At 71.0% G+C, this 26,200-nt stretch carries 26 protein-coding genes; 10 read left to right on the top strand and 16 right to left on the bottom strand.

Going from position 1 to position 26,200, the window contains the following annotated elements; all coding sequences use genetic code 11:
- Positions 1–117 precede the first annotated feature (117 nt).
- On the bottom strand, positions 118–1,284 hold the full coding sequence (locus tag L3078_RS24210; protein WP_239760447.1) for an ArsR/SmtB family transcription factor: 1,167 nt from the start codon (positions 1,282–1,284) through the stop codon (positions 118–120).
- Between the two features lie 236 nt (positions 1,285–1,520).
- Here L3078_RS24210 and L3078_RS24205 point away from each other — a divergent pair, with 236 nt between their 5' ends.
- The 5 genes from L3078_RS24205 to L3078_RS24185 all read left to right on the top strand — a co-directional run bounded on the left by L3078_RS24205 (position 1,521) and on the right by L3078_RS24185 (position 5,851).
- Positions 1,521–2,789 (top strand): amidohydrolase, encoded by a 1,269-nt coding sequence (locus tag L3078_RS24205; protein WP_239756056.1) that lies wholly within the window; start codon positions 1,521–1,523, stop codon positions 2,787–2,789.
- Positions 2,786–3,616, top strand: coding sequence for an amino acid ABC transporter permease (locus tag L3078_RS24200; RefSeq protein WP_239756055.1), 831 nt, complete (start codon positions 2,786–2,788; stop codon positions 3,614–3,616). The genes L3078_RS24205 and L3078_RS24200 overlap by 4 nt, the downstream gene beginning before the upstream one ends.
- Positions 3,613–4,395 carry an amino acid ABC transporter ATP-binding protein gene (locus L3078_RS24195; RefSeq protein WP_239756054.1) on the top strand — a complete coding sequence of 261 codons (783 nt, stop codon included), beginning with the start codon at positions 3,613–3,615 and terminating at the stop codon, positions 4,393–4,395. Before L3078_RS24200 ends, L3078_RS24195 begins: the two co-directional genes overlap by 4 nt.
- A gap of 52 nt (positions 4,396–4,447) precedes the next feature.
- Positions 4,448–5,329 carry a substrate-binding periplasmic protein gene (locus L3078_RS24190; RefSeq protein WP_239756053.1) on the top strand — a complete coding sequence of 294 codons (882 nt, stop codon included), beginning with the start codon at positions 4,448–4,450 and terminating at the stop codon, positions 5,327–5,329.
- A gap of 108 nt (positions 5,330–5,437) precedes the next feature.
- A complete protein-coding gene (locus tag L3078_RS24185; RefSeq protein WP_239756052.1) occupies positions 5,438–5,851 on the top strand; it encodes a VOC family protein in 414 nt (137 codons plus the stop codon).
- Positions 5,852–5,970: 119 nt separating this feature from the next.
- Here the strand turns inward: L3078_RS24185 and L3078_RS24180 are convergent, their stop codons facing one another.
- The 4 genes from L3078_RS24180 to L3078_RS24165 form a co-directional block, all read right to left on the bottom strand.
- Positions 5,971–7,524 (bottom strand): carbohydrate-binding protein, encoded by a 1,554-nt coding sequence (locus tag L3078_RS24180; protein WP_391802965.1) that lies wholly within the window; start codon positions 7,522–7,524, stop codon positions 5,971–5,973.
- Positions 7,525–7,830: 306 nt separating this feature from the next.
- Positions 7,831–8,982: an RNA polymerase sigma factor gene (locus tag L3078_RS24175; RefSeq protein WP_239756050.1), complete on the bottom strand. Its 1,152-nt coding sequence runs from the start codon at positions 8,980–8,982 to the stop codon at positions 7,831–7,833.
- 122 nt (positions 8,983–9,104) lie between these two features.
- Complete coding sequence (locus L3078_RS24170; protein ID WP_239756049.1) at positions 9,105–9,512, bottom strand: YciI family protein; 408 nt, start codon at positions 9,510–9,512, stop codon at positions 9,105–9,107.
- A gap of 123 nt (positions 9,513–9,635) precedes the next feature.
- On the bottom strand, positions 9,636–10,535 hold the full coding sequence (locus L3078_RS24165) for a hypothetical protein (RefSeq protein WP_239760446.1): 900 nt from the start codon (positions 10,533–10,535) through the stop codon (positions 9,636–9,638).
- 134 nt (positions 10,536–10,669) lie between these two features.
- Between L3078_RS24165 and L3078_RS24160 the strand changes: the two genes are divergently transcribed.
- A complete protein-coding gene (locus L3078_RS24160) occupies positions 10,670–11,164 on the top strand; it encodes a hypothetical protein (RefSeq protein ID WP_239756048.1) in 495 nt (164 codons plus the stop codon).
- Between the two features lie 34 nt (positions 11,165–11,198).
- Here the strand turns inward: L3078_RS24160 and helR are convergent, their stop codons facing one another.
- The 8 genes from helR to L3078_RS24120 all read right to left on the bottom strand — a co-directional run bounded on the left by helR (position 11,199) and on the right by L3078_RS24120 (position 22,604).
- Positions 11,199–13,595, bottom strand: a complete 2,397-nt coding sequence (gene helR, locus L3078_RS24155) for an RNA polymerase recycling motor ATPase HelR (protein ID WP_239756047.1) — start codon at positions 13,593–13,595, stop codon at positions 11,199–11,201.
- Positions 13,596–13,786: 191 nt separating this feature from the next.
- Positions 13,787–15,079, bottom strand: coding sequence for a glycosyltransferase (locus L3078_RS24150; protein ID WP_239756046.1), 1,293 nt, complete (start codon positions 15,077–15,079; stop codon positions 13,787–13,789).
- A gap of 238 nt (positions 15,080–15,317) precedes the next feature.
- Complete coding sequence (locus L3078_RS24145) at positions 15,318–16,601, bottom strand: helix-turn-helix domain-containing protein (protein WP_239756045.1); 1,284 nt, start codon at positions 16,599–16,601, stop codon at positions 15,318–15,320.
- 247 nt (positions 16,602–16,848) lie between these two features.
- Entirely contained in the window at positions 16,849–17,394 is a 546-nt protein-coding gene (locus L3078_RS24140; RefSeq protein ID WP_239756044.1) for a hypothetical protein, read from the bottom strand.
- A gap of 256 nt (positions 17,395–17,650) precedes the next feature.
- On the bottom strand, positions 17,651–18,391 hold the full coding sequence (locus L3078_RS24135) for a class I SAM-dependent methyltransferase (RefSeq protein WP_239756043.1): 741 nt from the start codon (positions 18,389–18,391) through the stop codon (positions 17,651–17,653).
- Positions 18,392–18,524: 133 nt separating this feature from the next.
- On the bottom strand, positions 18,525–19,427 hold the full coding sequence (locus L3078_RS24130; protein WP_239756042.1) for a GNAT family N-acetyltransferase: 903 nt from the start codon (positions 19,425–19,427) through the stop codon (positions 18,525–18,527).
- A 335-nt stretch (positions 19,428–19,762) separates the two neighbouring features.
- Positions 19,763–20,641, bottom strand: coding sequence for a bile acid:sodium symporter family protein (locus L3078_RS24125; RefSeq protein ID WP_239756041.1), 879 nt, complete (start codon positions 20,639–20,641; stop codon positions 19,763–19,765).
- Between the two features lie 118 nt (positions 20,642–20,759).
- Positions 20,760–22,604 (bottom strand): NsdA family TPR-like regulatory protein, encoded by a 1,845-nt coding sequence (locus L3078_RS24120; RefSeq protein WP_239756040.1) that lies wholly within the window; start codon positions 22,602–22,604, stop codon positions 20,760–20,762.
- Positions 22,605–23,141: 537 nt separating this feature from the next.
- Here L3078_RS24120 and L3078_RS24115 point away from each other — a divergent pair.
- Both L3078_RS24115 and L3078_RS24110 read left to right on the top strand, forming a co-directional pair.
- A complete protein-coding gene (locus tag L3078_RS24115; RefSeq protein WP_239756039.1) occupies positions 23,142–23,345 on the top strand; it encodes a hypothetical protein in 204 nt (67 codons plus the stop codon).
- The gene (locus L3078_RS24110) at positions 23,342–23,602 is read left to right on the top strand and encodes a hypothetical protein (RefSeq protein WP_239756038.1); all 261 of its coding nucleotides are present in this window, start codon (positions 23,342–23,344) and stop codon (positions 23,600–23,602) included. Before L3078_RS24115 ends, L3078_RS24110 begins: the two co-directional genes overlap by 4 nt.
- 306 nt (positions 23,603–23,908) lie before the next feature.
- On the opposite strand, the gene L3078_RS24105 is transcribed toward L3078_RS24110, so the two are convergent.
- From L3078_RS24105 to L3078_RS24095, 3 genes are all read right to left on the bottom strand, one after another.
- Positions 23,909–24,130 carry a helix-turn-helix domain-containing protein gene (locus L3078_RS24105; protein WP_239756037.1) on the bottom strand — a complete coding sequence of 74 codons (222 nt, stop codon included), beginning with the start codon at positions 24,128–24,130 and terminating at the stop codon, positions 23,909–23,911.
- Positions 24,130–24,621 (bottom strand): DUF2975 domain-containing protein, encoded by a 492-nt coding sequence (locus L3078_RS24100; RefSeq protein ID WP_239756036.1) that lies wholly within the window; start codon positions 24,619–24,621, stop codon positions 24,130–24,132. Before L3078_RS24100 ends, L3078_RS24105 begins: the two co-directional genes overlap by 1 nt.
- Before the next feature lie 154 nt (positions 24,622–24,775).
- The gene (locus L3078_RS24095; RefSeq protein ID WP_239756035.1) at positions 24,776–25,144 is read right to left on the bottom strand and encodes a VOC family protein; all 369 of its coding nucleotides are present in this window, start codon (positions 25,142–25,144) and stop codon (positions 24,776–24,778) included.
- A gap of 69 nt (positions 25,145–25,213) precedes the next feature.
- Here L3078_RS24095 and L3078_RS24090 point away from each other — a divergent pair, with 69 nt between their 5' ends.
- Together L3078_RS24090 and L3078_RS24085 are read left to right on the top strand one after the other, a co-directional pair.
- Positions 25,214–25,675, top strand: coding sequence for a MarR family winged helix-turn-helix transcriptional regulator (locus L3078_RS24090; RefSeq protein ID WP_239756034.1), 462 nt, complete (start codon positions 25,214–25,216; stop codon positions 25,673–25,675).
- 123 nt (positions 25,676–25,798) lie between these two features.
- Positions 25,799–26,170 carry a hypothetical protein gene (locus L3078_RS24085; RefSeq protein ID WP_239756033.1) on the top strand — a complete coding sequence of 124 codons (372 nt, stop codon included), beginning with the start codon at positions 25,799–25,801 and terminating at the stop codon, positions 26,168–26,170.
- Positions 26,171–26,200 lie beyond the last annotated feature (30 nt).

Genomic DNA, 26,200 nt, shown 5'->3' with positions numbered 1-26,200 from the left:
TGGGTTATAGGCGGCGTCGGGGCGGGTCCTGATTCGTCCACAGGGTGTGGACGAGTGGCGGGTGTACGAGTAGGGGGTCGCGGATGGTGGACGGTTGGCTCGCGGGAGGTCGGCCGGTCAGTGGAAGAGGGCCGTGAGGAGGTCGTCGCCGAGGCGGCGTACACGTTCCAGGTGGAGCTGGTAGTAGGCGCGGCGGCCGTCGCGCTCGACCGTGACGAGGCCGGCCTCGCGCAGCCGGGCGAGGTGGCGGGAGACCTGGGGCAGGGACATCCCGCTCCGCGTGGCCAGTTCGGAGGGGGTGAGCGGCTCGCGGGCGATGGCCCGGGCGATGCGCTGCCGGCCGGGGTCCCGCAGCACCTCCAGCCGCCGGTGCACGGTCGCGTAACCGGGCTGGTCGTCGCTCTCCGGCAGCAGCGGGTACTGCACGACCGCCGCGAACCCTGGCTCGTGCTTGACCAGCAGGTGCGGGCCGCCGAAGACCGACGGCACGACCAGTACGGGTGTCGTGGCGACGTTCACGATGCCGTGGTGGAACTTGTCGAAGACCACGCGGGGCGGCCCGTCGCGGTACGAGGCCGCCGGGTCCAGGGCGGCGAGCGCCCGGCCGGGTCCGTCGTGCTCGACGGCCCTGCGCAGCTCCGGCAGTCGCCCCGAGATCGCCCGGGCGGCCCGCGCCAGATCGGGTTCCAGCGCCCGCGCGGCCCGGTCCAGCAGATCCAGCAGATCCGTCCGCAGTGACTCCGGCGCGTGCAGCAGTCTGCGCGCCAGCTCCGACCGGGCCGTCGACCGCCGCTCCGCCGCCTCCAACAGCCCCTCCCGCTGGGCCCGTTCCTCCAGCACCCGGTCCAGCGGCATCCCGGAGTTGCCGCCCCGGATCGCGTAGGCCGTCAGCTCCGCGAAGAGCGGCAACGGCAGCCGGGCGATGTCCTCGACCTCGGCGCCGAGCGGCCGGTCCCCGACCGCGCCCAACGGCAGCAGATACCGGGCCCGGTACGACGACCACAGCGGCGCCCAGTCCCGGACCCGCCGTCGGAGGACGGGGTCGAACGCGGAGACGGTGGGGGCGGGGGCGGGGGCAGGGCTGAGGTCGGGATCGGGGTTGGGGTCGGGGTCGGGGTCCGTCCCGTGGGTCTCCAGGCCGCGTGCCCAGTGGATCGCCCGGGGGTGGTGCTCGGCCTCGGTGTAGGCGTGCAGCGCGGCGGTCAGTTCGGCGAGGGGCGAGGAGCCGACCGCGACCCGGGACGGGGGCGCCCCGGAGAGGGAGAGGACGACGCTCAACGGCACCTCCGGTGGAGTGCGGTGCGGTCCGGTGCGTCCATCCAACCGTCCGGCTCTCCGTCCATCCAACCGTCCGGCTCTCCGTCCGCCGGCCGATGGTTACCGCGACCGCGACAACCATCGTAGGGAGCCCCCTCCGGCAGGCCTACGGTTCCGGCAACCCCGACGTCTCGGGCATCGAAACACCTCCCCGCGCACGCCCTCCTCTGCTCCCGCCCCTCCCAGAACCTCCCGGAGTCGCCATGCACCCTCCTGTCCTCGCGGAGCTCCGCGACGCCGTACGCGAACGCCGCCCCGCGCTCGAACAGCTCAGCCTCGATCTGCACGGCACCCCGGAGACCCGCTTCGAGGAGCACTACGCCGTCGAGCAACTGGCCGGCCGTCTCGCCACCGCCGGGTTCGAGGTCGACAAGGGCGTGGCGGGCCTCCCCACTGCGTTCACCGCCACCCACCGGGGAGCCGCGAGCAAAGACGCCGGAACCGCCTCCGCACCCGGCGCCCCCACGATCGCCCTCCTCCTCGAATACGACGCCCTCCCCGGCATCGGCCACGGCTGCGGCCACAACCTCATCGCCGCCGGTGGCCTCACCGCCGCCCTCGCCGTGGCGGCCGTACGCCCCGATCACCCCGGCACCCTCAAGGTGATCGGCACCCCGGGCGAGGAGGGCGGCGGCGGCAAGATCCTGATGCTGGAGCGCGGCGTCTTCCGGGACGTGGACGCGGCGCTGATGTTCCACCCCGCCGACCGCGGTCTGCGCGCCCGGCACGCCCTCGCCGCGAGTCACCTGCGGCTGACCTTCCACGGCGTCGCGGCCCACGCCGCCAAGTCCCCCTGGGACGGCCGTTCCGCGGCGGCCGCCGCGCAGCTGTTCCTCACGGCGGTCGACTCGCTGCGCCAGTTCATGCCGCCCACGGCCCGTGTGCACGGCATCATCGCGGACGGCGGCGCCGCCCCGAACGTCGTGCCGGACCGCACCGAGGTCGACATCTACGTCCGGGAGGCCACCTCCGCCGCCCTGGACTCCCTGTTGCCCCGCGTGCTCGCGGCGGCGGAGGGCGCGGCCCTCGCGACCGGCACCACGACACAGCACACGGAGACCGCGCCCCGCTACGCCGAGCGCGAGAACAACATGGTCCTGGCCGACCGGCTCGCCGACCACGCCGCCGCCCTGGGCCTGCTCCTGGAGCCGCCGTCCCCGGCGAACCCGGCCGGCTCCTCCGACATCGGCAACGTCTCCGTCGTCGTCCCGACGATCCACCCGTACGTCCAGATCTGCGACCGGGACACCCCGGGCCACTCCGCACAGATGCGGGAGGCCGCCCGGGGCACGCGCGCCCACGACGCGACGGAGACCATCGCGACCGCCCTGGCCGCCCTGGCGCTGGAACTCCTGACCGACCCGGCCCTTTTGGCGTCGGCCCGCGAGGAGTTCACCGCCTCAGGCCACCGCCCCGCCACCGGTGCCGGCCTCTCCGCCCATCACCCCTCCCCCGGTCAGGAGTCACGATGACCGCGCCGCTCGCACCCACGCCGTCCACGACCGCCTCCAACGCCCTCGTCGACACCTTCTTCGACTGGGACCTCATCGCCCGCACCTTCCCCCGGCTCCTCACCGAGGGCCTGCTGAACACCCTGGTCATCGCGGCGGGCGCGATCGTCCTGGGCATCGTGATCGCCCTGCTCGCGGCGATGCTGCTGCTGTCGAAACGCTGGTGGGTACGGCTCCCCGCCCGCCTCTACGTCGACGTCTTCCGGGGCCTGCCCGTGATCATCACGGTGATGCTGGTCGGGGTGGGCCTGCCCGCCGCCGGCATCCGGCCCTTCGGCACCGACCCGTTCGGCTACGCCATCCTCGCGATCGGCATCATCTCGGGCGCCTACACGGCGGAGATCTTCCGCTCCGGGATCCAGAGCGTCGACGCCGGCCAGCTGCAGGCGGCCCGCAGCCTCGGCATGAGCTATCTGACGGCGATGCGGCTGGTCGTCGTACCGCAGGGCGTCCGCCGTGTGCTGCCGGCCATGGCGGGCCAGTTCGTGAAGGACATCAAGGAGAGTTCGCTGGTCTACCTCCTCGGCCTCGCGGCCGGGCAGCGCGAGCTGTACTTCATCGCGCAGGAGGAGGTGGCCCGTACGTACAACTCCTCCCCCCTCATCGCGGCCGGCATCAGCTATCTCGCGCTCACGATCCCGCTCACCTACTTCGTCAACCACCTGGACCGCCGGCTGCGCGAGGGCCCGCACCCCGACTCGGCGCCACCGGAGCCCACGCCCACCGAGCCGGACGTACCGAAGCCCGCCGTGCGAGCCGGCGGGGCCAGAGGAGGAGAGTCCCGATGACCACGACCAACCCGCCCGGCCCGGTCGGCGTGACCGTCACACCCTCCCCGCCCGCCGCCCTCCAGGTCGTCGGCCTGGTCAAGAGCTACGGCAGGACGACCGTGCTGCGGGACATCACCCTCGACGTCCGCCGGGGCGAGACCCTGTGCCTCATCGGCCCGTCCGGCTCGGGCAAGTCCACGCTGCTGAAGTGCCTCAACCTGCTGGAGACCCCCGACTCGGGAGAGATCTGGCTCGGCGAGACCTGTCTGACCTCCCCGCACGCCGACGTGGACGGGGCCCGCGCCCGGATCGGCATGGTGTTCCAGCACTTCAACCTGTTCCCGCACATGAGCGTCGAGCGCAATGTCTCCGTCGCCCTGACCTCGGTCAAGGGCATGGGCCGCGAGAAGGCCCGGGAGATCGCCCACCGCCGTCTCGCCGAGGTCGGCCTCGCCTCCTTCGCGGCGCAGCGACCCGGCCGGCTCTCCGGCGGCCAGCAGCAGCGTGTCGCCATCGCCCGCGCGCTCGCCATGGAACCGGAGGTGATGCTCTTCGACGAGGCCACCTCCGCCCTCGACCCCGAGCTGGTCAAGGACGTCCTCGCCGTCATGCGGGACCTCGCGTCCGGCGGCATGACCATGGCCGTCGTCACCCACGAGATGGGCTTCGCCCGCGAGGCCGCCGACCGTGTCGCGTTCATGGACGACGGCCGCCTCGCCGAGATCGACACCCCCGACCGCCTCTTCGAGGACGCCCGGCACCCCCGGCTGCGGCAGTTCCTCTCCCAGGTCCTGTGAAACCGCCCCCTGCCGAACCCACCCCGGTCCACCCGTAGAAGGAAGAACAGCCATGCCCAGAAGACTGCTGACCGGCACCGCCACCTCCGCCCTCGCGCTCGTCCTGCTGCTCCCGCTCACCGGCTGCGGCGGCGACAGCGAGGCGGCGGGTTCCGCGACCGACTCCTACGACCTCGTCCGCGACGGCGTGATCACCGCCGCCACGCAGGCCGAACAGCCGCCCTTCGCCGTCACGGACGCCTCCGGCAGGCCCAGCGGGTTCGCCGTGGACCTGATGAACGAGGCCGCGGAACGCCTCGGGGTGAAGGTCGAGTACAAGACGACCAACCTCCAGGGCATCCTCGCGGGCCTGTCCGCCGGGCAGTACGACATCGGGGTGGCCGGTGTGGGCGCCACGGCCGAACGCAAGAAGCAGGTCGCCTTCACGGAGCCCTACTACTGGGGCTTCACCGACGTGGTCACCCTCAAGACGGGCAAGGCGAGCGAGTTCTCCAGGCTCCAGGACTTCGAGGGCCGCCGGGTCGGCGCGGTCAGCGGCTCGGTCCAGGAGACCTTCGTCAACCGGGAGATGGGGAAGGCGCAGCTCGTGAAGTTCAAGGACCAGACCGCCCTGATCACCCAGCTCCTCTCCGGCGGCGTCGACGCGGTCGTCCTCGGCGGCGCCGACGCGGACGAGTACGCCGAGCAGCATCCCGTCCGGGTCGCCGTGGAACTCGACAGCCTCCAGGGCAGCGCCTTCCCGCTCCGCAAGAACGGGGACCCGCAGCTCGTGAAGGACCTCGACACCCAGATCGACGCGATGATCGACGACGGCACGTACGTCAAGCTCTACCGGAAGTACTTCCACGACCCGATCGCCGCCGACCTCCTCACGGTCCGCCCGAAGCTGGCCTCCCAGATAGCCAACACGGACCTGGAGCCGACGAAGGTCTGACGCCCCCGGGAGACCGCGCCGCCGCTCCCGGCATGCCGTTGTCAGTGCCGGGGGCTAGTCTCCGGACAACCGACCGTACGCCCGTTTGTCCGTTTCAGGGAGGTTCTCATGGTCTCGCGGCTCAACCCCTACCTCAGTTTCGACGGCGACGCCCGGCAGGCGATGGAGTTCTACAAGGAGGTCTTCGGCGGCGAGCTGACGCTGCACACCTTCGGCAACTTCGGCCAGCCCGACGCCCCGGAGTCCGACAAGATCATGCACGGCATGCTGGAGGCGCCGAACGGCTTCACACTCATGGGCGCCGACACCCCGCCCGGCATGGAGTACCAGGGCGGCGGCGGATTCTCCGTCAGCCTCAGCGGCGAGGACGACACCGAGCTGCGCGGCTACTGGGAGAAGCTCTCCGCCGGCGGCACCGTCACCGTCCCGCTCGACAAGCAGATGTGGGGCGACGTCTTCGGCATGTGCACGGACCGCTTCGGCGTCCCGTGGATGGTCAACATCAGCGAGCCGCAGGGCTGAGCGCCGACGGCCCGTGCGGCTGACCGCCGACAGCCCGCGGCTGGGCCCGCTCGCCCGGAGGCGTACGCGCGTGCCGTGCCGGCCTTCGTCGGGACGGCCGGCACGGCACGCGCGTCCGGCTAGCCGAAGCTGACGTTCAGCTTGCCGTCGCCGCCGAAGGACCAGTGCAGGCCGCCGGCGTACGAGGAGCACCGGGACCCGTTCGTCCCGGACCAGAACTGGTTGGAGCTGTCGGAGCTGCCGATGATCCGGTCGTTGGTCCCGCTCCCGCTACGGCACGAGGTGTTGTCGCGGAACACCGACGTACCGCCGTCGAAGTTGAAGTTCCGCTCGGTGTTGTCGATGCTCACGTTGCCGGAGACCGCCATGGTGCCCGGGTTGCTGTTCCACGTGAAACCGTGCTTGCCGTTGTCGTAGGCGATACTGCGCCGGACGATGTGGTTCACCGCGATGTCGTCGCCGCCGAGCTTGTAGCCGTTGCGGTCGCCGTTGCCGGCCTGCGAGCCGTCGCTGAGTGTGCCGTTCTCGTAGGCGAGGGAGTCCTCGATGGTCACCGGACCGATGGGGCCGGTGTCCGGCTTGGTGTAGAGGTCCCAGCCGTCGTCGATGTTGTTGTGGGCGACGGCGTACCGGAACACGTTCCCGGGCCCGGTCGTCAGCTTCGCCGCGAACCCGTCCGCGTCCTCGCCGTCGGAGTCGGCGTTGTCGTGCGACTCAGCGCTCAGGATGAGGTTGTTGGCGGGCCACTCGCTGCTCGGCGAGGTGGAGGCGATCCGGCCGAGCTGGAGCCCGGTGTCACGGTTGAAGCGGGTCACCGTGCGCTCGATGACGTTGTTGCTGCCGCCGACGTAGATGCCGTTGTCGCCGGCCCGCTCGACGACGAGGCCCTTGACGTGCCAGTACGAGGCGTTGAGCTGGAGCCCCCGGTTCGACGAACTCTCGCTCTGGGCCGAGAAGTTGAGGACCGGCGTCTCGCCCGGGTAGGCGGTCAGGGTGGTGCGGGCGGCGGAGGTGCCGGAGCTGCCGACGGGGATCGTGACGGTCGACGCGTGGGCGTAGGTGCCGCCGCGCAGGTAGATCGTCCCGCCCGCCGTGATCCGGCTGATGGCCGAGGTGAGGGTGGTGGGGGCGGAGACGGTGCCCGCCGCGCCGTCGGTCCCGTTGGGCGCGACGTAGAGGGCGGAACTCGACGGCGGCGGGGTGGTGCCGCCGCCTTCGGGCACGTTCGCGTCGAGATAGTCAAGGTTGGGGAGCCCGGTGGCGGACGTCGGGTTGATCCGGATGACGTTGCTGCCCGACGTCACCGGCACGGTCAGCGTCTTGGTGGTCCACGCCGTCCAGGTGCCGGTGCTCTCGAAGGACGTGGTCGCGGCGGTCGTCCCGTTCACGGTGACGCTCGCGGCCCGTACGGCCGTGGTGCCGTTGGCGAACCGGACGGACAGGGTCGCCGTGCCCGATGCGGGTGCGGTCACGGTGAACTGCGCGTAGGCGCCTGCGGCGTTGGTGCCGTTGCAGAATCCGCTGCCCGAGTATCCGGTCCAGTCGGAGTCGATCGTCCCGGTGCAGACGGCCGGGGCCGACTCGGCCTCGTACCGGGTGGTCGCGGCCTGCGCCGCCGTACCGGACAGCGCGACCAGCAGTCCTGCCACCAGGCCTGCGCTCGCCGTCGCCATGACGGGTCTCACGTGCGTCGATTGCATCGTTCGGTCTCCAGGGATGAGATCCAGAATGCGGTCCGAAGTGCATGCAGAAAGCGCTTTCCCTGGGTGGGAGTGTCGGGGGGTGAGCTGGGCACGTCAATAGAACGCGCAGAATTTTGTTCACATGGATGAACCATGGCGGACACGAGCGAGCAGGTTTACGGGGCGACTTGGGAAGGTCCGATCCGAGGAAGTGACACCTGTCTGAGCATGTGAACACCGTGAACGCTCTGTGGTGCGGGCCTTGTACCGGTGGCGGTGATATGCGGGCGGTGTGCCTCAGGAGCGGGCGTTGAGGCGGGCGTTGAGGCGGGCGGCCTGGCGGGTGAGGTGGGCGCGTTCGGCGAGGTTGGGGGCCTTGTGGGCGGCCTCGGCGTACAGCCGTGCGGCCGTGGTCAGGTCGCCGTCGCGCTCGTGGAGGTGGGCCGCGACCGCGGTGTGGCGGGGCAGCGAGGCGTCCAGTTCGGCGAGCGCGGCCAGACCGGCGCGGGGTCCGTCGGCCTCGCCCACGGCGACCGCGCGGTTGAGCCGGACGATCGGGTTGTCGGTCAGAGCCGCCAACTCGTCGTACCACTCGACGATCTGCACCCAGTCGGTCTCGGCGGCGGTGGGCGCGTCGGCGTGCAGGGCGGCGACGGCGGCCTGGGCCTGGAACTCGCCGAGCCGGTCGCGGGCGAGGGCGGCCTGGAGGATCTCGACGCCCTCGGCGATGAGACGGGTGTCCCAGCGCCCTCGGTCCTGCTCGGCGAGCGGCACCAGGCTGCCGTCGGGCGCGGTCCGGGCGGCACGGCGCGCGTGGTGGAGCAGCATGAGGGCGAGCAGGCCGGCGACCTCGGGGTGGTCGATCGCGGCCGCGAGCTGCCGGGTGAGCCGGATGGCCTCGGCCGCGAGGTCGACGTCGCCGGAGTAGCCCTCGTTGAACACGAGGTAGAGCACGCGCAGCACGGTGGCGACGTCACCGGGCCGGTCGAGGCGCACGCCGGAGACCGTCCGCTTGGCCCGGCTGATCCGCTGCGCCATCGTCGCCTCGGGCACGAGGTAGGCCTCGGCGATCTGGCGGGTGGTGAGGCCGCCGACGGCGCGCAGGGTGAGCGCGACCGCCGACGCGGGGGTGAGCGACGGGTGGGCGCAGAGGAAGTAGAGCTGGAGCGTGTCGTCCACGGCGGGCGCGGGCCCGGCCGGCGGCTCCTCCTCGACGCGGTCCTCGCGCCGGCGGCGGGCGGCGTCGGCGCGGGCCGCGTCGAGGAACTTGCGCCAGGCCACGGTGATCAGCCAGCCCTTGGGATCCTTCGGCGGGTCGGCCGGCCAGACCCGGAGGGCCTCGACCAGGGCGTCCTGCACGGCGTCCTCGGCCGCCGCGAAGTCGGCTCCGCGGCGGACGAGGACGGTGAGCACGCTGGGCGTGAGGGTTCTGAGGTGGACCGCGTCCATGGTGGGACCGGAACCGGTGGACTCGGTGGAACCGGTAGAAGCCGTGGAACCGGTGGAACCGACGGAACCCGTAGAACCCGTAGAACCCGTAGAACCCGTGGACATCGTGAACCCCTGGGACGTCACTCCGTGATGGTCGGCTGCACGCCGTAGAACGGGCGTACCTCCAGCCACTCGTGGATCGGCTTGCCGCCCGCGCCGGGGGCGGCGGACAGTTCCCCGGCCAGCTCGACGGCGCGCTCGTAACTGTCGACGTCGATGATCATCCAGCCGGCGATGAGGTCCTTGGTCTCCGCGAACGGGCCGTCGGTGACCGGCGGGCGCCCCTCCCCGTCGTAGCGGACCCACGTCCCCTCGGGCGCGAGCGCCTGGCCGTCGACGAACTCGCCGGTCTTCTCCAGCCGGGCGGCGAAGTCGTTCATGTACTGCATGTGTGCCGAGATCTCTTCCGGGCTCCACTGGTCCATCGGCACGTCGTTGACCGGAGCCGGGGCGCCTCGGTAGTGCTTCAGCAGCAGGTACTTGGCCATCGTCGTTCTCTCCTCGGTCCTCGTGCGACCCATTCTGGTCGCGTTCACACCGGGGACGGAGCGGGACGCGGGTTCTCGACATCGCCGTCGGATTTTTTTCGGAAGAGCCCCCAGAAGAGCCCTCTAGACCCTCAGCACGTACCACTGCCTGGGGGACGTGCCGCGCAGATACAGGTGCCGCCCTCGTCCTACGGGGCGTGCGTACCGCTGGAGCGGTGTCCCGTTGGGGAGGGTGAGGCAGGCTTCCTCGACGAGGAGGGCCTCGTCCTCCGTCAGGCGGCAGCGGTGCAGGCGGTCCGGTTGCCGCCCGCCCCCCAGCATCGTGAGGTGGTCTGCGTGCACGGCGATGCCCGCGGGAGCGACCACCGGGGTCCGCCGGAGCCGGGTCGCACCGTCGGTCCGGACCTCGAGCAGCGGGAAGGTGGGGTAGTAGGTGGCCCACGCGACACCGTCGTCGACGTTGAGGGCGTAGACCGTGTCGATGTGCTGGACTCCCTCCGGAGGCGTGTAACCCCAGAGCCGGTTGCCGCCGCTGTCCCAACGCACCAGGCCGGCGGCGCTGATCGGGTCGACGTAGACGCCTTCGTCGAAGTAGGCGCTCCACACATGGTGGCGCCGGTCCGCCATCAGGTGCTCGACCGCCCGCCCCATCGCGAAGCCACGGCGGCGGCGGCCGTCCGTCCCGTAGATCTGCGCGTTGTGCCGGTCGTCTGCGGTGCGGTCGCCTGCGGTTCCGTAACCCTGCACGACGAAGCGGCCGTTGGGCAGCGCGTCGATGTGGGTCACGCGCAACGTCATCCCGCGCAGGGACAGTTCACGGATCGCACCGCGGTCGTCGACGATCAGAAGCGCGTCGTACGGGCGGCCACGGGGCTGGGGGGAGGGCCTGCCGTACGGGCTCGGGCGGAGTTCCGCGTCGGGGCAGATCAGCCAGAGAGTCCGGCCCCAGGCGTCCACGGTGGTCGCCAGGACCCTCTGGTGGTCGTACTGCCGAGGCAACAGTGCGTGCGGACGCAGTGCCACCTTCCTCAAGAAATCACCTCACGGGCGAACGAACATGACGCGCCCATGATTTCAGGCCGCCGCGGTGATCGACGGTCCGCCGTTCATCGCATACGATCCGCGCCCTGACGTCGACTCGAAGGGTGGGGGCCGCCGTGGTGACCATCGCTGTGACCGGGCACCTGGATCTGAGTGAGGGGGCTGTTCCGCTGGTGCGGGGGGCGCTGGACGGGTTGCTCAGGGGGTGCGTCGAGGAGGGCGGGACGCTCGTCGGGGTGTCCTGTATCGCCAAGGGGGCCGACACGATCTTCGCCGAGGCCGTGCTCGGCCTCGGCGGGAGGTTGGTCGTCGTCGTGCCCTCGCGAGACTATCGGCGCGGCACCGTCGAGCCGGAGCACGGGGCCTCGTACGACCGGCTCCTGGCGGCCGCCGAGGAGGTCGTCGCGCTTCCCCACGAGACGGCCGACCGGGAGGCGTACGAGGCCGCCAATGCCGTACTGATCGAACGGGCCGACCGTCTCGTGGCCGTATGGGACGGCGCGCCGCCCACCGGCAAGGGCGGCGGCACCGCCGATGCCGTGCTCGCGGCGCGGGCGGCCGGGATTCCCGTGGACGTCGTGTGGCCGGAGGGGGCCGCCCGCGGCGGATGAAGGTCGGGATCGTGGGTCGTCGGGATCGTCGGGATCAGGTGGTCGTGAGGATCACCAGCCGCTGGGTCGCACGGGTCATCGCGACGTAGTGGTCCACCGCTCCCTCGATGCCCTCGCCGAAGGATTCCGGGTCGACGAGGACGACGAGGTCGAACTCGAGGCCCTTCGAGAGTTCGGGGGTCAGCACACGGACGCGCGGTGTCGCGGGGACACGGGGCGCGACACGGGGCGCGGAGCCCGGCGCGGTGATCACGCACGCGGTCCCGTCGGGGTGAGTGGACAGCCAGGAGTCCAGGGCCGAGCGCAGGGTCGCGATCGGGTCGGATGTGGTGGTGCGTTCGACCGGGACGCCGTTGCTGCGGATGGACGTCGGGACGTTCGCGTCGGGGAGCGCGGCGCGGATCACCGGCTCCGCCTCCGTCATGATCTCTTCCGGCGTGCGGTAGTTGATGGTGAGGGAGGACTGCGTGATGCGGTCCAGGCCCACCCGGTTCAGACGGTCCTGCCAGGACTCCGTGAAGCCGTGCCGGGCCTGCGCGCGGTCGCCGACGATCGTGAAGCTGCGGGACGGGCAGCGCCGCAGCAGCATCTGCCACTCCGCGTCCGTCAGTTCCTGCGCCTCGTCCACGACGATGTGGGCGAAGGGGCCCGCCAGCAAGTCCGGGTCTGCGGTGTGGAGTTCGGAGTCGTCGACCAGGCTCACCTGGGCGTCCTCGCCGCGCAGCATCGTCACCAGGCCCTCGCCGTCATCACCGTCGGCACCGGAGTTGGCGACCGCCTCGATGAGGTTGTCCACGACCTGGGTCATGCGCTCGCGCTGGGCGGCGAGGGTCGCGGCGTGACGGCGCTTGCGGCGGGCCGTCTCCGGGTCGCCGAGGCGGCCGCGGGCCGCGTCGAGGAGGGGGAGGTCGGAGGTCGTCCAGGCCCGGGGGTCCTCGCGCTGGAGGCGTCGTACTTCGTCACGGGTCAGCCAGGGGGCGCACAGCCGCAGGTACGCCGGTACCGTCCACAGGTCCCCCACCAGGTCCGCCGCCTCCAGGAGCGGCCAGGCCCGGTTGAAGGTGGTGACCAGGTCCCGGTTCTGGAGGAGGGCCCTGCGCAGGAGGGCGGGTGGTACGGCCGCATCGGCCTCGGGGTCCCCGGCGGGATCGGCGGCGGCTGCCGCCTCGTGCTTGTCCGTCAGGATCGTGAGCAGTTCCTCCCAGACCTGGTGGCGGGCCTCGTTGTGCGGGGTGCCCGGTTCGGCCGCGTCGAAGGCCGCCGTCCAGTCGGCGGGGCTCAGCCTGATGTCGGACCAGGGGGTCGTGACCGTCATGCCCTCGGTGGGCGGCTCCTCGTAGAAACGGACGGCCTTCTCGATCCCGCCCACCAGCGCCGCCGACGCCTTCAGGCGGGCCACCTCCGGGTCGGGCTCGACGCCGGCCGCCGTCCCCTCCTCGACCAGGTCCCGCAGGATGCACGTCTGCACGCCCTCCTCGCCGAGGCTGGGCAGGACGTCGGCGACGTAGGAGAGGTACGGGCGGTGCGGGCCGACGAAGAGGACGCCGCCCCGGCGGTGGCCCAGCCGGGGGTCGGAGTGGAGGAGGTACGCGGACCGGTGCAGGGCGACGACCGTCTTGCCGGTGCCGGGGCCGCCGTCCACGACCAGCGCGCCCCGTGAACTCGCGCGGATGATGGCGTCCTGGTCGGCCTGGATGGTGCCGAGGACGTCCCGCATGCGCTCCGACCTGTTGGTGCCGAGGCTCGCGATGAACGCGGACTGGTCGTCGAGGGCGGCCGTGTGGTGGTGGGGGCGACGGCTGGGGTCCTGGCTGCTGCTGGGGTCCTGGCTGGGGTCCTGGCTGGGGTCGTGGTCGTGGTCGTGGCTGTCGGTGAGGCTGTCGAGTTCGGACCAGGAGAAGATCTCGTCCCAGTAGTCGGTGATACGGCCGTCGGTCCAGCGGTAGCGGCGGCGGCTGGTGAGGCCCATCGGGTTGGCGTGGGTCGCGCCGAAGAAAGGTTCGGCGGCGGGCGAACGCCAGTCGACCAGCAGTCGGCGGCCCGTGGTGCTGTCGGTGAGCCCCAGGCGGCCGATGTAGACGGGGGTCTCCGGGTCGTCCTCCGTCACCATGCGGCCGAGGCACAGGTCCAGGCCGAAGCGGCGCAGGGTACGCAGCCGGGCGGTCAGGCGGTGGATCTCCGTGTCACGGTCCATGGCGTGCCGGCCGAGGCCGCCGGGGGCCCGCCGTTCGGCGTCGAGCTGGGCGGAGACCTCGGCGATCGACTGGGCGAGGCAGGTGGAGAGGGCGGCGAAGTGCCGCTCGTCGGTGGAGAGGAGGGCGGGGTCGGCTTTCGCGGCGAGTCGCTCGGGGAGGCGGAAGGCGCTGGGGTCGGTGTGGGGGCGGGGGTTGGGGTTGGGGTTGGGGTGGCTGTGGGTGGTCGGGGGGTTCATCTGATGGGCTCCGAACGTCATGTGTCCGCGTGCTCCGAGTGTGGGGGCGTCGCTTCGGGGGTGCGTCGTGGTCTGAGGGCCGGACGTCGTGGTCTGAGGGCCGGACGTCGTGGTCTGAGGGCCGTGCGGGTTCTGGTCGGCGTGCGCTGAGCCGGGCTCGGGCTCTGTGCAGGCCCGGCTCGCGAGCCGGCTCAGGCCCGCACCGGGGGCCGCTCCCCGCCGTACGTGTCGAACAGCAGCCTCGCCGCCCGCGTCGCCCCGTCCGGCTGGACCTTCCCGGCCACCTCGGCCGCCCGCGCCGCCGTCTCCGGCGCCAGGGCCGCCTTCAGTGCGGCCGACAGGGACTCGAACGACGGGGTCGGGCCGTCGTGGGCCACACCGATGCCCAGGTCGGCCACCCGGCCCGCGAAGTACGGCTGGTCCGCGCCCTGGGGCACCACCACCTGGGGCGCTCCCGCCCAGGTCGCCGTCGTCGTCGTACCCGCGCCGCCGTGGTGGACGACGGCGGCGACACGGCGGAACAGCGCGTGGTGGTTGGCCTCGCCGACGACGAAGCAGTCGTCACGGTCTCGCTGGTCGTCCAGGAGGGCCAGTTCGGCCCAGCCCCGGGAGAGGATCGCGCGGCGGCCGTGGGCGCGGATCGCCTCGACGGAGGCTCGGGCGACGTCCTCGGAGGCGCCGATGGCGATGCTGCCGAAGCCGACGTAGACCGGTGGCGCGCCCGCGTCCAGGAAGGCCGTCAGATCGGCCGCGAGCGGTCGCTCGTCCGGCACGATCCAGGTACCCGTCTGCACGACGCCGGGGCCGGGGGGTGAGAGTTCCTGCGGGGTGCCCTGCGCAGTGGCCTCCGACGGCGACGGCCTCCACGGATCCAGCACCGGATCCGTCGCCAGCCATGGCCGGTCGGTGAAGACGTGGTCGCGGACGTGCGCCACCGGTGGCAGGCCGACCGACGCCCGGTGGGTGTTGATCACCTCGCCGAACAGGTCGTCCGCGCTCCGGGCGTCGAACTCCCAGAGGGCGCGGTTGTCGGTCGTGTCCGTCGGCAGCGGCCGCCCCGGCCGGGCCATCGGCGGATGGTGGGACGAGGGCAGGGAGACGGACTGGAAGCTCGCGTACACGTACGGGACGCCCAGCTTGTCGGCCACCGACCGCACACAGGCCGCGGCGGGGAGCAGGCCGGTCGCCACCAGTACGTCGCAGCCCACGGCCGTCTCGGCGACCCTGTCGAACTCCGCGAGCAACTCGGCCGCACGCCGGGGCACGCCGCCCGCCGTCGGCGGCACGGCCGCCGTCATCAGCGCGCGTACGGGGCGGCCGAACGCCACCAGCGGTACGCCGACCCCGGCCAGCCGCCGCGCGAACTCCTCGTCCGGCGGCGCGCACACCCGCACCTCCGCGCCGAGCTCGCGCAGCCGGACCGCGAGCCCCACCAGCGGCTCGACGCCCCCGCGCGAGTCGTAGTTCGCCAACAGCACACGCATCGAAGCGCCCCCGGTTTTCGTCGATTCAGGCTCAGGCCGGAGATTCTGCGGCACCACGGGGGCCTTGCCGCAAGCCCCCCGGTGCGCTATACGTTGAGAGTGGCAAGGAGAGCGGTGACCTCCTTGCCTTTGTCGTGTCCGGCCTCTCCTGCGCGGTTCCGCCTCTCCTGCGCGGGTCCGGCCTCTCGCGCGCGGTCGGGGTCTCGCGCGGTCGGGGTCTCGCGCGGTCGGGGTCTCGCTAGTGGCTGTCGAGAGGGACCCAGGCCCGCCTTCCCGCGTCGTCCGTGCCGTACCAGTAGTGCGGCATTCCCTCGATGCCGGTGGTGTGGAACGGGCTGCCGTGGTCGTCGACGCGGATCGTGCCGGTGCGGCCCTGGGAGGACCAGTCGAGTTCGAGGTACCAGCGGGCGTCGTGGTTCTGTGTCGTCGCGTCGACCTCCAGCACCTCGGGGTCCTCGGCGGAGACCCGGTACGGGAAGCGCACGGCCGGGATCACACGACCGCCGTCGGCAGCGTCCTCGCCGTCCTGCGGCTCGGCGACGGGGTGGTCCGCGTCGAGGTCCACGGCGAAGCGGCGGGGCGTGAGCTCGCTGCCGCAGCCCTGGCCCATGGCGTACGCGGTCCCGCCGCGGCCCGGGGTGCCTCGGCTGACGACGCGGACGTGGAGCGCGTCCAGGACCACCGCCGTGGACGACCGCCCCTGCACCGTGATCCGCACCTTCGTGTGCCGCCCGTGCACCGCGCTCTGCGCCGCCACCCACACCCCGGCGTCCTGTTCGACCGGCGGCGGGGGTACTTCGGCGGGCGGCTTGTCGATGACGTAGTCGTGGTCGCAACCCTTGTCCCAGGCCAGGGAGTCCACGGTCCAGGTGAGGGGGAGGTCGGCGGGTGCTGTCTCCGACGGCCGGGGGGTCCGCGGTTTCGCCGAACCGCCGGGGGCGCCGACGGCTGGCGTACGGGGGCTCGCTGAGCGGGAGGGATCCACCTCGGAGCTGCGGTCGTCCGAGAGGGCGTACAGACTCGCGACGGTGATGACGAGCAGGGCGGAGGCGCAGGCGGCGAGGGGGGACGCGTGGACCCGTCGACGGCGTTTCGTGGGCCCGGGCCCGTCGGCGTCGCGGCCGCTGTCGCCGTCGACATCGCCGGCGCCTTTTCGGTCGCTGCCTCCATCCTCCTCTGCGTCCGCGTCCCTGCCCCCGCCCGCGCCCGCGTCCACGTGTGGTGCGGGTGCCGGAATCGCGGGGTCCGGGGAATCGGCCGTACGCACCCGCTGGCGGGCCGCGACCGCCGACAGCCACAGCCGGTGCAGTTCGAGCCGCTCCTGCGGTGTCGCCCCGCAGAAGGTCGCGAGCCGTTCGACGGGTGAGAAGTCCTGCGGCACGCCCTCGCCCGCGCAGTACCGGTGCAGCGTGGAGACGTTCATGTCGAGCTCGCGGGCGAGGGCGCCGTAACTCAGGTCGGTGCTGTCCTTGAGCCGACGCAGCTTCGCCGCGAACTCCCCCGCGTCGTCCCGAACCGGCATCGTTCCCCTGTCGTCCGCCCGCGATTCCCCATCCCGGGCCCTGCTGACACTGCACTGCACTGCACGTGCAGGTGAACGAGGTTGGTTCCGCCACGGCCGGAAGGACGACAGGGGAAGGGGCGGGGCGTGCCGGCTCCGACGTCAGTGGGCGCTCAGTGGGCGGCGCTCAGTGGGCGGCGTTCAATGGGCGGCGTTCAATGGGCGGCGTTCAATGGGCGGCGTTCAATGGGCGGCGTTCAATGGGCGCTCAACGGGCGCTCCTGGTCGCGATGTCGGCGACGCGGTCGTACCGCTCCACCAGGACGAAGAGCTTGATCTTCTGCGTCGTCCTCCCGCTGCCGTAGGTCAGGGTGACCGCGACCTCGTGGCTGTGCCCCATGCTGCCGTTGTCGGTCACCGTCCACCGCACCGGGACGTTCTGGGCGCGCAGGACGCCGTCCGCCCCGTTCTTCTTCTCCCAGGCCGCCAGCCGCTTGGCGAAGTCGGGCGTCAGGTAGTGCTTGCGGAGCGCCGTGGCGAGTGCGGCGTCCGGGTCGGCGTAGTCGCCCTTCGCGTCGATGTACGCGCCGTAGAAGTCGGCGACGCGGGTCACCACGTTGCCGGGCGTGCCGGTGACCGACTTCGGCGCGGCGGCAGCCGGCTTCGACGCGACCGCGGTGGGCGCCTTCGTCGAGGCGTGGGCGGACGCCTGCGCCGGCAGCTGCGCCGACGCGCCGAGTGCGACAGCCAGGACGAGGCCGGTGGCGGCCGCGCGGAGTCCCGAACCACGGCGTGCGGAGAACTTCCTGTTCATGTGGGTGACTTCCTTCTCGGGTCGGTAGAGGTTGCTCGCGCTGCCGGGTCCGTCATCGCGTCCCGGCCGGGGCGGCACCCAGAGCTTGGATGACACCGGAACCCGCCACAACAGCCACCGCCCCATCCCCGGCACCAGAACGGTCCCACCCCTGCTGACCTGCGGAAAACGGGCCGTTGGGAATGCCCTGGGATGCCCATGGGACCCCATGTATCGAGGCGTGCCCATCGCGCGGGCCGCTGCGGCGAGTCGGGACTTACGGTTTGTGGGTCACCCAGAGCAGTTCCGCCGGCCAGCGGTGTGCCCAGTCGGGTGGGTCGGTTTCGTTGTAGCCGTTGGGTGTTCCGCGTGCGGGCCGCGGCTCGATGAGGTCGTCGATGACGAGCCCCGCGCCGCGCAGGACCCTGACCCAGTCGCCGTAGGTGAGTTGATAGCTGGTCGCGCCGTCGTCCTCGGCGATGCTGTTCAGCCCGAAGTAGTCCTGCTGGAGCGTCGTGGTCACGCGGCCGGCGGCTTCGTCGTAGCAGGCTTCGAACCATGGGCTGGCGACGTTGAACACCAGGCGCCCGCCTGGGCGCAGGACGCGTGCGGCCTGCGGGACGGCCAGGTGCGGGGGCGCCCAACTGAGCCCCCCGAAGTCGCAGAACACGAGGTCGAAGCTGTCGTCGGCGAAGGGGAGTTGTTCGGCGGCGCCTTGCACCAGCGGGTAGCGGGGCGCGCCCATCGCGCGGGCCGCTGCGGCGAGTTGGGCTTCGGAGAGGTCGAGCCCGACCACGGTGGCGCCCTCGGCGGCGAGCGCCCTGGACCACTGGCCCGCGCCGCAGCCGACTTCGAGGACGCGCTTGCCGGTGACGTCGCCGAGGGCGTTCAGGTGCGCGTCGGGGAGGGAGTACATGCCCCACAGCCGGGGTACGGCGCCGATCCGCGGGTCGTGCCTGTCCTGGTAGGCGCTGCTGATCCGGTTCCAGAGCCGCCGGTTGGCGGGGATGCTGTCCACGTGCCGACTCCAGCACTGCCTGTCGGGGCGGTCAACACGATTAGTCAGTACACCGGTGCGGTGCATGCCATCGGCACTGACAAGCGGTCCGGACCTGTTCTTGGCCGGACCGCTCACCGCGTGCCACTTCTCGCTAGGCCGTTCGGCCGCCCGTCGGGTGGAAGTTGACGCGTTCGCTGACGACGGGGAAGCCGGCCTTGGCGAAGTTCGCGGCCATGGGGAAGTTGCCCCGGTCCGTCGCTCCGCTGATGAACTCCGCGCCCTGTTCGACGAGGAAGTGGGTGCATTCCGCGAGGAGGTCGTAGGCGTAGCCGTGACCGCGCTGTTCCGGAACGACTCCGATGAAGCCGATGGTCGGTCCGGAGGGGTTGTGAGCCGGGATGTGGATGCCGGCCAGGTCGCCCTCCGGCGTGTGCGCGAGCTGCCACCACTCCCGTGGGGAGGGGCACCAGTGGAAGAAGTCGAGTTCCTCCTGGGCGGCCTGGTCGAGGCCGCCCTCCTCGATGGCCTTGAGCGCGTGGGCGTCCAGGGTGACGGAGTGGATGCGGCGCAACGCGTCGAAGAACACGGTGTCGTCGGGTTCGGCACGGAAGCGCAGGCGTCCGGGCCGCTCGGGCAGACCTCGCTCCGGGGTCCAGCGGTACAGGAAGCGTTCCACCAGGGGTTCGTACCCGGCGGCTCGCGCGGCGGCGAAGCGGGCCTCGGCGGCGGGGCGCAGGTCGGGCTCGTCCCGCCAGCCGCCAGGCAGGTTGATCTCGAGTTCGACCTGCCAGGGAGCGGAGCGCAGGAGCTCGGCCCCCGCCTCCTCCTCGCCCTCGGCCACGTCGAACCAGTTGATGTTGACGGGCTCCGAGTCGTCGGGTCCGCCCCACCACGCGCCGCGTGCGACGACCTCGCCGTCGCGCAGGGCGACACGCTTCCAGTCGGGGCGGAACCGGGTACGTCGATGCCCTTCACGGGCGCCCAGCGGGTCGGGGAGTGCGTCGAAGAGATGGGCGTCGCTCGCGGAGAGCGCGCGGATGACCGGATCGGTCATGGATTCCTCCGGGATACAGGCTGCTTGGAGCGCTCCCGGTCAGAACTGATGAAGCACGCCGGGACAGCGGAAAAGGGAGCGCTGGAAAGGGGTGAACCGCACGGCACTCGCCTCCTTCCGTCCGTCTCAGGGCGTGAAGCCACACGGTATGTGAACTTCCGCTGGTCCGCCCACGGTTTTGTGATCGATCCAGTGGGTTCGTCGTCGAGAGTGGCTGAGAGTCGCCGATAGTGGCCGAGAGTGGCTGCGTCGGGCTGTTGTCCGGTGGCGGCCCGTGATCCGCCGCACCGAACGAGCCCTGGCGGCGCGTGGCCTTCGCCGACGCCCCCGTCGGCTCAACCCACCGTCGAGGGCTTCTCTGCACGCCGCCCCCGGGTGATGGCGTAGCCGAAAGCCGTGGCCAGGATGTACATGAGCACCGAGTAGACGGCGCTGGGGATCGCCACCTCGGTGCTGTCGAGGATGCTCAGTGCGATGGTGAGGGCCACCGTGGTGTTGTGGATCCCGACTTCCATGGCGCTGGCGACGGCCTGCGGCTCGTTGAGGCGAAGGGCCCTGGCGCCGCCGTAGCCGATGCAGAGGCTCGCGAGGCAGAAGAGGCCGGTGACCAGGCCGACTTGGCGGAGGTAGTCCGTGAGGTTCTCCCGCTCTCCCAGCAGCGCCGCCAGGGACACCGCGACCAGGACGGCGATGGAGAACACACGGACCGGACGGTCCGCGCGGACGGCGAACTCCAGGGAGCGCTTCCTGACGAGCATGCCGAGCCCGACCGGGATGAGCACGATGGCGATCACCTGCAGCACTTTCCCGAACTGCAGTCCCAGATCGCCCTCGGCATCGAAGTGACTGATGGCCAGGTTGGTGATGAGCGGGATGGTGACGGCCGCCAGCACGGAATTGATGGCGGTGAGGGTGATGTTGAACGCCACGTCCCCGCGGAACAGGTGACTGAAGAGATTGGCGGTCGTACCGCCCGGGGACGCGGCCAGCAGCATCACGCCCACGGCGAGCAGCGGGTCCACGTCGAACATCTCCACCAGCCCGAAGGCGAGCAGCGGCAGCACCACGATCTGCACGGTCAGCGCGAAGACGACCGCCTTCGGGGAACGGGCCACACGCCTGAAGTCATCCGTGGTGAGCGAGAGCCCGAGACCGAACATGATGATGGCGAGCGCGACGGGCAAGCCGGCTGTGATCAGCGCTGAATCCTTCATGCCTCACGCTTCCTGGATGACGGCATGACGGCAGCGGAGACTCCGAGACCTGCCGCACGGCCCGTAGGTCGCCACAGTGAAGCAGTACGGAGCCGCTGTTACAAGGTGTTCGCGCTGGTCAGCGTGATCGCAGGGCGAGGACCATGACGTCGTACAACGGGGCGTCGGGGAAGGGCAGTTGCTCCCCCACCGGCTCGTACCCCCAGGTCTCGTACATGGCCCGCAGCCTCGGCCGCTCCCGCCGCACCAGCAGCTCGGCACGCGCCTCCCGCCGCTGCCCGATCAACTCGTCGTGCATGACCCGCGAAATCCCCCGCTTACGCCACTTCTCGCGAAGCATGTTCTCGCACAACTTGAATGTCGCGGTGTCGTTTCGTGCCGTGAATCCGTAGGTGAACCCGGCGACTTCACCACCGCCACCACCCACCTCACCACCCACCTCGCCACCGGCTTCACCGTCGACTTCAGCGACGACACACCCCCACCCACCGGCCCCGACATGAGCCTCCAACCGCTCCTCGAACCGCTCCATGGAGAAGAAGGGATTCGTGGCGATGTCCTCCGCGTACACGTCGGCGTACACGTCCAACAGGGTCCCGCGAATCTCCGCCAGCTGTTCGCCGGTGTAGTAGCTGGTTGTCAGCATGTCTACGGTCATGTGGCCACCGCCTCGTATCGTCGTGAGAATTCCATGGCGTCGGGTGCGGCACGATCGACCAGTTCGTCCCGCAACTGCTTCAACCGGTCGCCGACGCGCAGGCTGTGCACCTCCGGCAACAGCGCGAGTGCGGCGTTTCCCACCGCCACAGCCTCCTCCAACTCGCCCGCCGCCGACAACGCTCGTCCAAGGCGTACGTGGGACGCGAGTTGATTGCGCCGGTACGGGCCCGGTTGCACAGCACGCAGCGATTCGTGCCGCGCCGACGGCGTTGTCGTACTGCCTTAAGTCCATGAAGCACAGCGCCGCCGTGGCCGACAGCTCGCCGGGGGTGTAGAAGGCCAGCCATCTCTGCGGTTCCACCGGCTCTCTGTCGAAGTCTTTCTCCACCCGCAACAGGGATCGTGCACACCGACCGGACTCACCTTGCAGAGCGTGCCCCTGGGCCACTCTCGAATGCAGCAATGACGACAGTTGCCCGTCCCGTCGTCCCCTGGTCTCCTCCAGTGCCGCGCGAGCGATCGAGACAGCCTCGCTTCCGTACCCCAACTGCCAGGCCTGGTGCGACATCGACGACCAGATCCGAGCCTGGAGCGGCTTGTCCCGGCCCAGCAGGGCGTAGCGCAATCCCGTGTCCCACCATCGACGGGCCTCGTCCTGGTGCCCGGCGTCGAACGCGAACCACCCTGCGCTGGTGGCCATCTCACCGAGCGCGCGATGAAGCCGGACCTCCACGTTCCCGCCGTACGTACACCGCCGGGCAGCGCCTTCGACGTACTTGATGTACCTCGCCGCGATGTCCGACAGCCTCCCTCCCCCGTGCAGGTCGTCGATCTGGTGCAACTTGGCGGCGGCGGCCTGGACCCGGTCCACGTCACTCACACCGAGCCGCCCCGATTCCGGCAGTGGCGGCAGGGCGAGCAGACTTCCGGTCAGGCCGATGATGAACTGACGGCGTCGCACGGGCACATCCTGAGGCAGGGTGCTGGTTCTCCTCCGCACGGTAACCCCCTCGCCCCGTGAGGCGGGAGCCCGGAAACCGAGTTCTTCGGCGGTACGGCCGAACACCGCCTCCAGCGGAACACGACTGCGTTCCCTCATCCAGGAGACCCGGCCGCTCAGCCAATAACCGACAAGGCGCGCGCTGCAGTTGCCGGGCTCGCCGGTGACCCGCTCGGCCGCCTCGTTCACGGCTTCGGCCAGGCCTTCTCGGGTGAAGCCGTACTCGGCCATGAGTCGGCGCAACGTGAGATTCGGTTGGTGCTGGGCCCGGCCGCGATCCTGATCCTGTTCCTGCGCCGACATGAGTCCCCCGTTCCACGATGCCGAACCCAACGTAGCGAGACGGCAGCACACCGTGAACAGAAGTTTCCCGGTGCCGTGAAGTGACCTGCCCCGGACTTTCCTTTCCCCCCGTATTGCGAAGCCGGGATGGTGGACTCCGCCCTGACAACGCCAGACCCCGGCGAGGCTGCAACCTCCCGGGGCACGGCCGACTGCAACGGAGTCGACGATGAACTGTGTATCACGCGCACTCGTTCGGGTGAGGAGCGTGCTCCTCGGACCGCCCCAACCCGCATACGGCGTGACAACCCCCGCCTCGGCCGCCCCCAGGGCGCCGCGCACACCCCAGAGCCCCTGCCCACGCAATCCCTCCCCCGAGGTGTGGGCCGCGATCCTCATCAGCGCGCGGCGTCGCCGAAGGGCCCTCCCATGGCCTCCGAGCGATGTTCCCGCCATCTCCTCCGACGACATCACCAGCACCCTCGTAGGCACCTACCTCCTGCCGCCCGTAGTGCGCCAACGCGCCCGGGCCGCCCTGTTGGCAGAGGAGGCGTGCCGATGACCCACGGACGGAACGGTCGCCCCGCCGCGGTCCGCCCCGAACTTCCCATGCTCCGCGCCTACCGCCTCTGGTTCGAGCACACCCGCACCTGCGCCGTCGGCTGCAAGGGCACCCCCAAGGCGCAGGACGGCTGCGAGGACGGACGTCGGCTGTGGGGCACGTACCGCCTCACGCGCATCGGAAAGGCGACGACGTCATGAGCTGGACCATCGAACGGCCGCCCGGCCGCCCCGTGCGCCGCACCGACGACAACCGCCTGGCCGTACCCCTCCGGCTCTCCGTGGCCGACGGGCACACCACGGACACCGAACTGACCCTCACCCTCGCCGAGGCCGAGCACCTGCACGCCGCACTGTGCCGCGCCCTCGACGGCGAGCCGACACCGCCGACGGCCCCGGAGTGCCGCCAGTCGGTGCAGGCCTCGCCCGGGGTGGCGCGGATCATCGGGCGGGCGTAGGTAGCGCCTGCTCGGTCAGGGGCACATCAGGGAGCCCTCCCGGCGGACCTCACAGCGACCTGCCGGGGGGAGGGAGGAGTAGCAGCCTCGACGTAGTCGCGTGTCGCCGCTTTCGCAGTCAGGGGGTCCAAGGAGGGCGAGCGGTCAGTCGGCGTCGCGGGCGTCGTGCCGGATGGCGACGGCGATGCTGCTCCGCTCGGCGAGACGAAGGGGGCCGATGCCGAGGTGGCGCCAGGTCGCCATGGCGGGGGTCCGGGGCACGGAGTCCGGGGCCCAAGGTGCGGGGTCCCGGGCCCGGGGTGCCCGTCATTCGCCTGGGGCGCCCTCGGCCTCCCAGCGCAGTAGGTCGCCCGGCTGGCACTGGAGCACCTCGCAGAGCGCGGCGAGTGTCGTGAAGCGCACCGCCTTGGCGCGGCCGTTCTTGAGTACCGCCAGGTTGGCGGGGGTGATGCCGACGCGGTCCGCGAGCTCGCCCACGGACATCTTCCGTCTGGCCAGCATCACGTCGATGTCGACGGTGATCGGCATCAGATCACCTCGTTCAACTCAGCCCGCATCCGCGACGCTTCGACGTCGCGCGCGACGGCCTGGGCGAGCAGCATCCGCAGCACGAGGACGATGAGCGCGACCCCCAGGATGGCCACGCCGACCCCGGCCATGATGACGGTGACGCCCGGGTCGTCTCGCTGGCCGGGCGCGTTGACGGCCGTGACCACGAACCACAGGAGGGCGGCCCCGACGATCGCGCCGATCACGCCGTCCACGTACCGGAAGGCGGCGTGGGAGAACACGGTTCCGCGTCGCACCATCGTCACCAGCCGCCATACGCAGATCAGGGCGACCTGGGCCGACACCATGCCAAGGGTGGTGATCACCCGTAGCGCGGTCAGCGGGAGCGAGCCGTCCTCCGGGTCGTTCCCGCTGACCAATGTCCACACCATCAATGCCTGCACGAACACGGTGCCGAGGAGCACCACCCCGAGCACGGCGCGCAGCGCACGCACGGTCAGCTTTCCCATGACCCACCCTTCACCCTTCCATCGAAGCGCGATGGGAATCTATCGAGATTCGATAGATGAGGCAAGGGCTGGCGATGCCACAGGCGCCAACGGCACCCCTTCTGGAGTGCGGAGTGCGGAGTGCGGCCACCAGAGACCACCGAAGCCGGCCGGCTCAGCCGTGGCTGTGGAGGGTCACCTGGTAGCCGTCGGGGTCCGCGAACGTGAACGTGCGGCCGAACGGCCCGTCGACGGGCGCCGAGACGATCGTCGCGCCGGCGGCGGCGAGAGAGTCGTGGATGTCCTGCGCGTCGGGAGCGTGCAACCACAGCGCCATCCCCTGGCCCGGCTGCGCGATCGCGTCCAGGTCGACGCCCTCGACCACGTCGCGGACGGCGAAGGCGATCGGCTTGGTGTCGAACACGACAGCGTGCGGCGGTCCCGCGTCGGAGCGCTTCAACCCCAGGTACTGCTCGTAGAAGGCGGCGGAGCGCTCCAGGTCGCGCACCTGCAGTGAAATGAAATCGGGTCCGGTCACAGCCACGATCCACAGCTCCTCATCGCATGGCATGTCAGTTTTCTGACATGCCTCACCGTATGTCAGACTACTGACATGAGTCAAGGCGAGCCCGGAATCGAGCTGGACACATCGCTGGGGTACATGCTGAAAGCGGCCGCGAGCGCCCTGCACTCCGCGCTGGAGGCCGTGCTGAAGCCGATGGGCATGACCATCACCCACTACTCCTGCCTGGAACTGCTCGCCCAGCGCCCGGGCCTGTCCAACTCCGAGCTGGCCCGCGGCACCTTCGTCACCCGGCAGTCGATGAACGTGCTCCTGCAAGCACTCGAACGTCAGGGGCTCGTCGTCCGCCCGGCACAGGCACCCGTCGGCAGGGCCTTGCCCACCGAACTGACCGCCCTCGGGCGCAGCCAGCTCAAGACGGCCAGCGCCGCGGTTCGCCGCGTCGAGCAGGACATGCTGGCCCGTCTCGACGCCGACGAACAGGACGAGATGCGGCGCCTGCTCACCACGTGCATCGCCGCACTGACCGAACCGCCCACATCGGCGACGTAGCCGACCGGGGAAGCGTGCCGCGTTCCGTTGTGCCGAGGTGGTGATCTGCGAGAACAGCAGGAAGTGGTACGTCGTCGCGTACCGTGGTGGCCGCTTGAACCGATGTATCGAGAGGTCGACGCTATGCCCACCGCGAGGTTCTTCTTCGACCCGGGATCAGGCGTCGTCCTTTGGGCAGCCACACCCGAGGACAAGGAGGAGTGGGGGTACGCGATCGAGCTGGACCGACTGCCGATCAGCCGCGACCTCCACGACAGCCTGCGCGGGCTGATAGAACGCTTCGATACGTCGTTGAACTGGGACTACCCCCCGCACCCGGGGCCGTGGCGTGAAGCGGAGTGCCACGACTTCAACGAGGCGGTACGCCAAGCGCTCGGCCGCCTGCGCGCCGAACTCGGCCCGGCCTGGCAGATCCACGACGAGTACCTGCCACTCCACGAAGACCCGGACCTCGACCGCTACCTGGCTGACCCGGCCCGGTTCGTTCGCATCTAGCCTCGATCGCGCATGAGTCCCCAGTACTCC

The sequence above is a fragment of the Streptomyces deccanensis genome, assembly GCF_022385335.1.
In the GTDB taxonomy this organism is placed as follows: Bacteria; Actinomycetota; Actinomycetes; order Streptomycetales; family Streptomycetaceae; genus Streptomyces; species Streptomyces deccanensis.
This window is presented reverse-complemented; position numbering and strand designations above follow the sequence as displayed.

What these genes read in the sequence shown, in the direction of transcription:
- L3078_RS24085 (WP_239756033.1), top strand. Translation starts at nt 25,799, where the DNA reads ATGCCCACCGCGAGGTTCTTCTTCGACCCGGGATCAGGCGTCGTCCTT.
- L3078_RS24170 (WP_239756049.1), bottom strand. Translation starts at nt 9,512, where the DNA reads ATGGCCAAGTACCTGCTGCTGAAGCACTACCGAGGCGCCCCGGCTCCG.
- L3078_RS24130 (WP_239756042.1), bottom strand. Translation starts at nt 19,427, where the DNA reads ATGACCGATCCGGTCATCCGCGCGCTCTCCGCGAGCGACGCCCATCTC.
- L3078_RS24110 (WP_239756038.1), top strand. Translation starts at nt 23,342, where the DNA reads ATGAGCTGGACCATCGAACGGCCGCCCGGCCGCCCCGTGCGCCGCACC.
- L3078_RS24175 (WP_239756050.1), bottom strand. Translation starts at nt 8,982, where the DNA reads ATGGACGCGGTCCACCTCAGAACCCTCACGCCCAGCGTGCTCACCGTC.
- L3078_RS24140 (WP_239756044.1), bottom strand. Translation starts at nt 17,394, where the DNA reads ATGAACAGGAAGTTCTCCGCACGCCGTGGTTCGGGACTCCGCGCGGCC.
- L3078_RS24205 (WP_239756056.1), top strand. Translation starts at nt 1,521, where the DNA reads ATGCACCCTCCTGTCCTCGCGGAGCTCCGCGACGCCGTACGCGAACGC.
- L3078_RS24090 (WP_239756034.1), top strand. Translation starts at nt 25,214, where the DNA reads ATGAGTCAAGGCGAGCCCGGAATCGAGCTGGACACATCGCTGGGGTAC.
- helR (WP_239756047.1), bottom strand. Translation starts at nt 13,595, where the DNA reads ATGAACCCCCCGACCACCCACAGCCACCCCAACCCCAACCCCAACCCC.
- L3078_RS24145 (WP_239756045.1), bottom strand. Translation starts at nt 16,601, where the DNA reads ATGCCGGTTCGGGACGACGCGGGGGAGTTCGCGGCGAAGCTGCGTCGG.
- L3078_RS24180 (WP_391802965.1), bottom strand. Translation starts at nt 7,524, where the DNA reads ATGGCGACGGCGAGCGCAGGCCTGGTGGCAGGACTGCTGGTCGCGCTG.
- L3078_RS24115 (WP_239756039.1), top strand. Translation starts at nt 23,142, where the DNA reads ATGACCCACGGACGGAACGGTCGCCCCGCCGCGGTCCGCCCCGAACTT.
- L3078_RS24105 (WP_239756037.1), bottom strand. Translation starts at nt 24,130, where the DNA reads ATGCCGATCACCGTCGACATCGACGTGATGCTGGCCAGACGGAAGATG.
- L3078_RS24185 (WP_239756052.1), top strand. Translation starts at nt 5,438, where the DNA reads ATGGTCTCGCGGCTCAACCCCTACCTCAGTTTCGACGGCGACGCCCGG.
- L3078_RS24190 (WP_239756053.1), top strand. Translation starts at nt 4,448, where the DNA reads ATGCCCAGAAGACTGCTGACCGGCACCGCCACCTCCGCCCTCGCGCTC.
- L3078_RS24150 (WP_239756046.1), bottom strand. Translation starts at nt 15,079, where the DNA reads ATGCGTGTGCTGTTGGCGAACTACGACTCGCGCGGGGGCGTCGAGCCG.
- L3078_RS24195 (WP_239756054.1), top strand. Translation starts at nt 3,613, where the DNA reads ATGACCACGACCAACCCGCCCGGCCCGGTCGGCGTGACCGTCACACCC.
- L3078_RS24120 (WP_239756040.1), bottom strand. Translation starts at nt 22,604, where the DNA reads ATGTCGGCGCAGGAACAGGATCAGGATCGCGGCCGGGCCCAGCACCAA.
- L3078_RS24125 (WP_239756041.1), bottom strand. Translation starts at nt 20,641, where the DNA reads ATGAAGGATTCAGCGCTGATCACAGCCGGCTTGCCCGTCGCGCTCGCC.
- L3078_RS24100 (WP_239756036.1), bottom strand. Translation starts at nt 24,621, where the DNA reads ATGGGAAAGCTGACCGTGCGTGCGCTGCGCGCCGTGCTCGGGGTGGTG.
- L3078_RS24200 (WP_239756055.1), top strand. Translation starts at nt 2,786, where the DNA reads ATGACCGCGCCGCTCGCACCCACGCCGTCCACGACCGCCTCCAACGCC.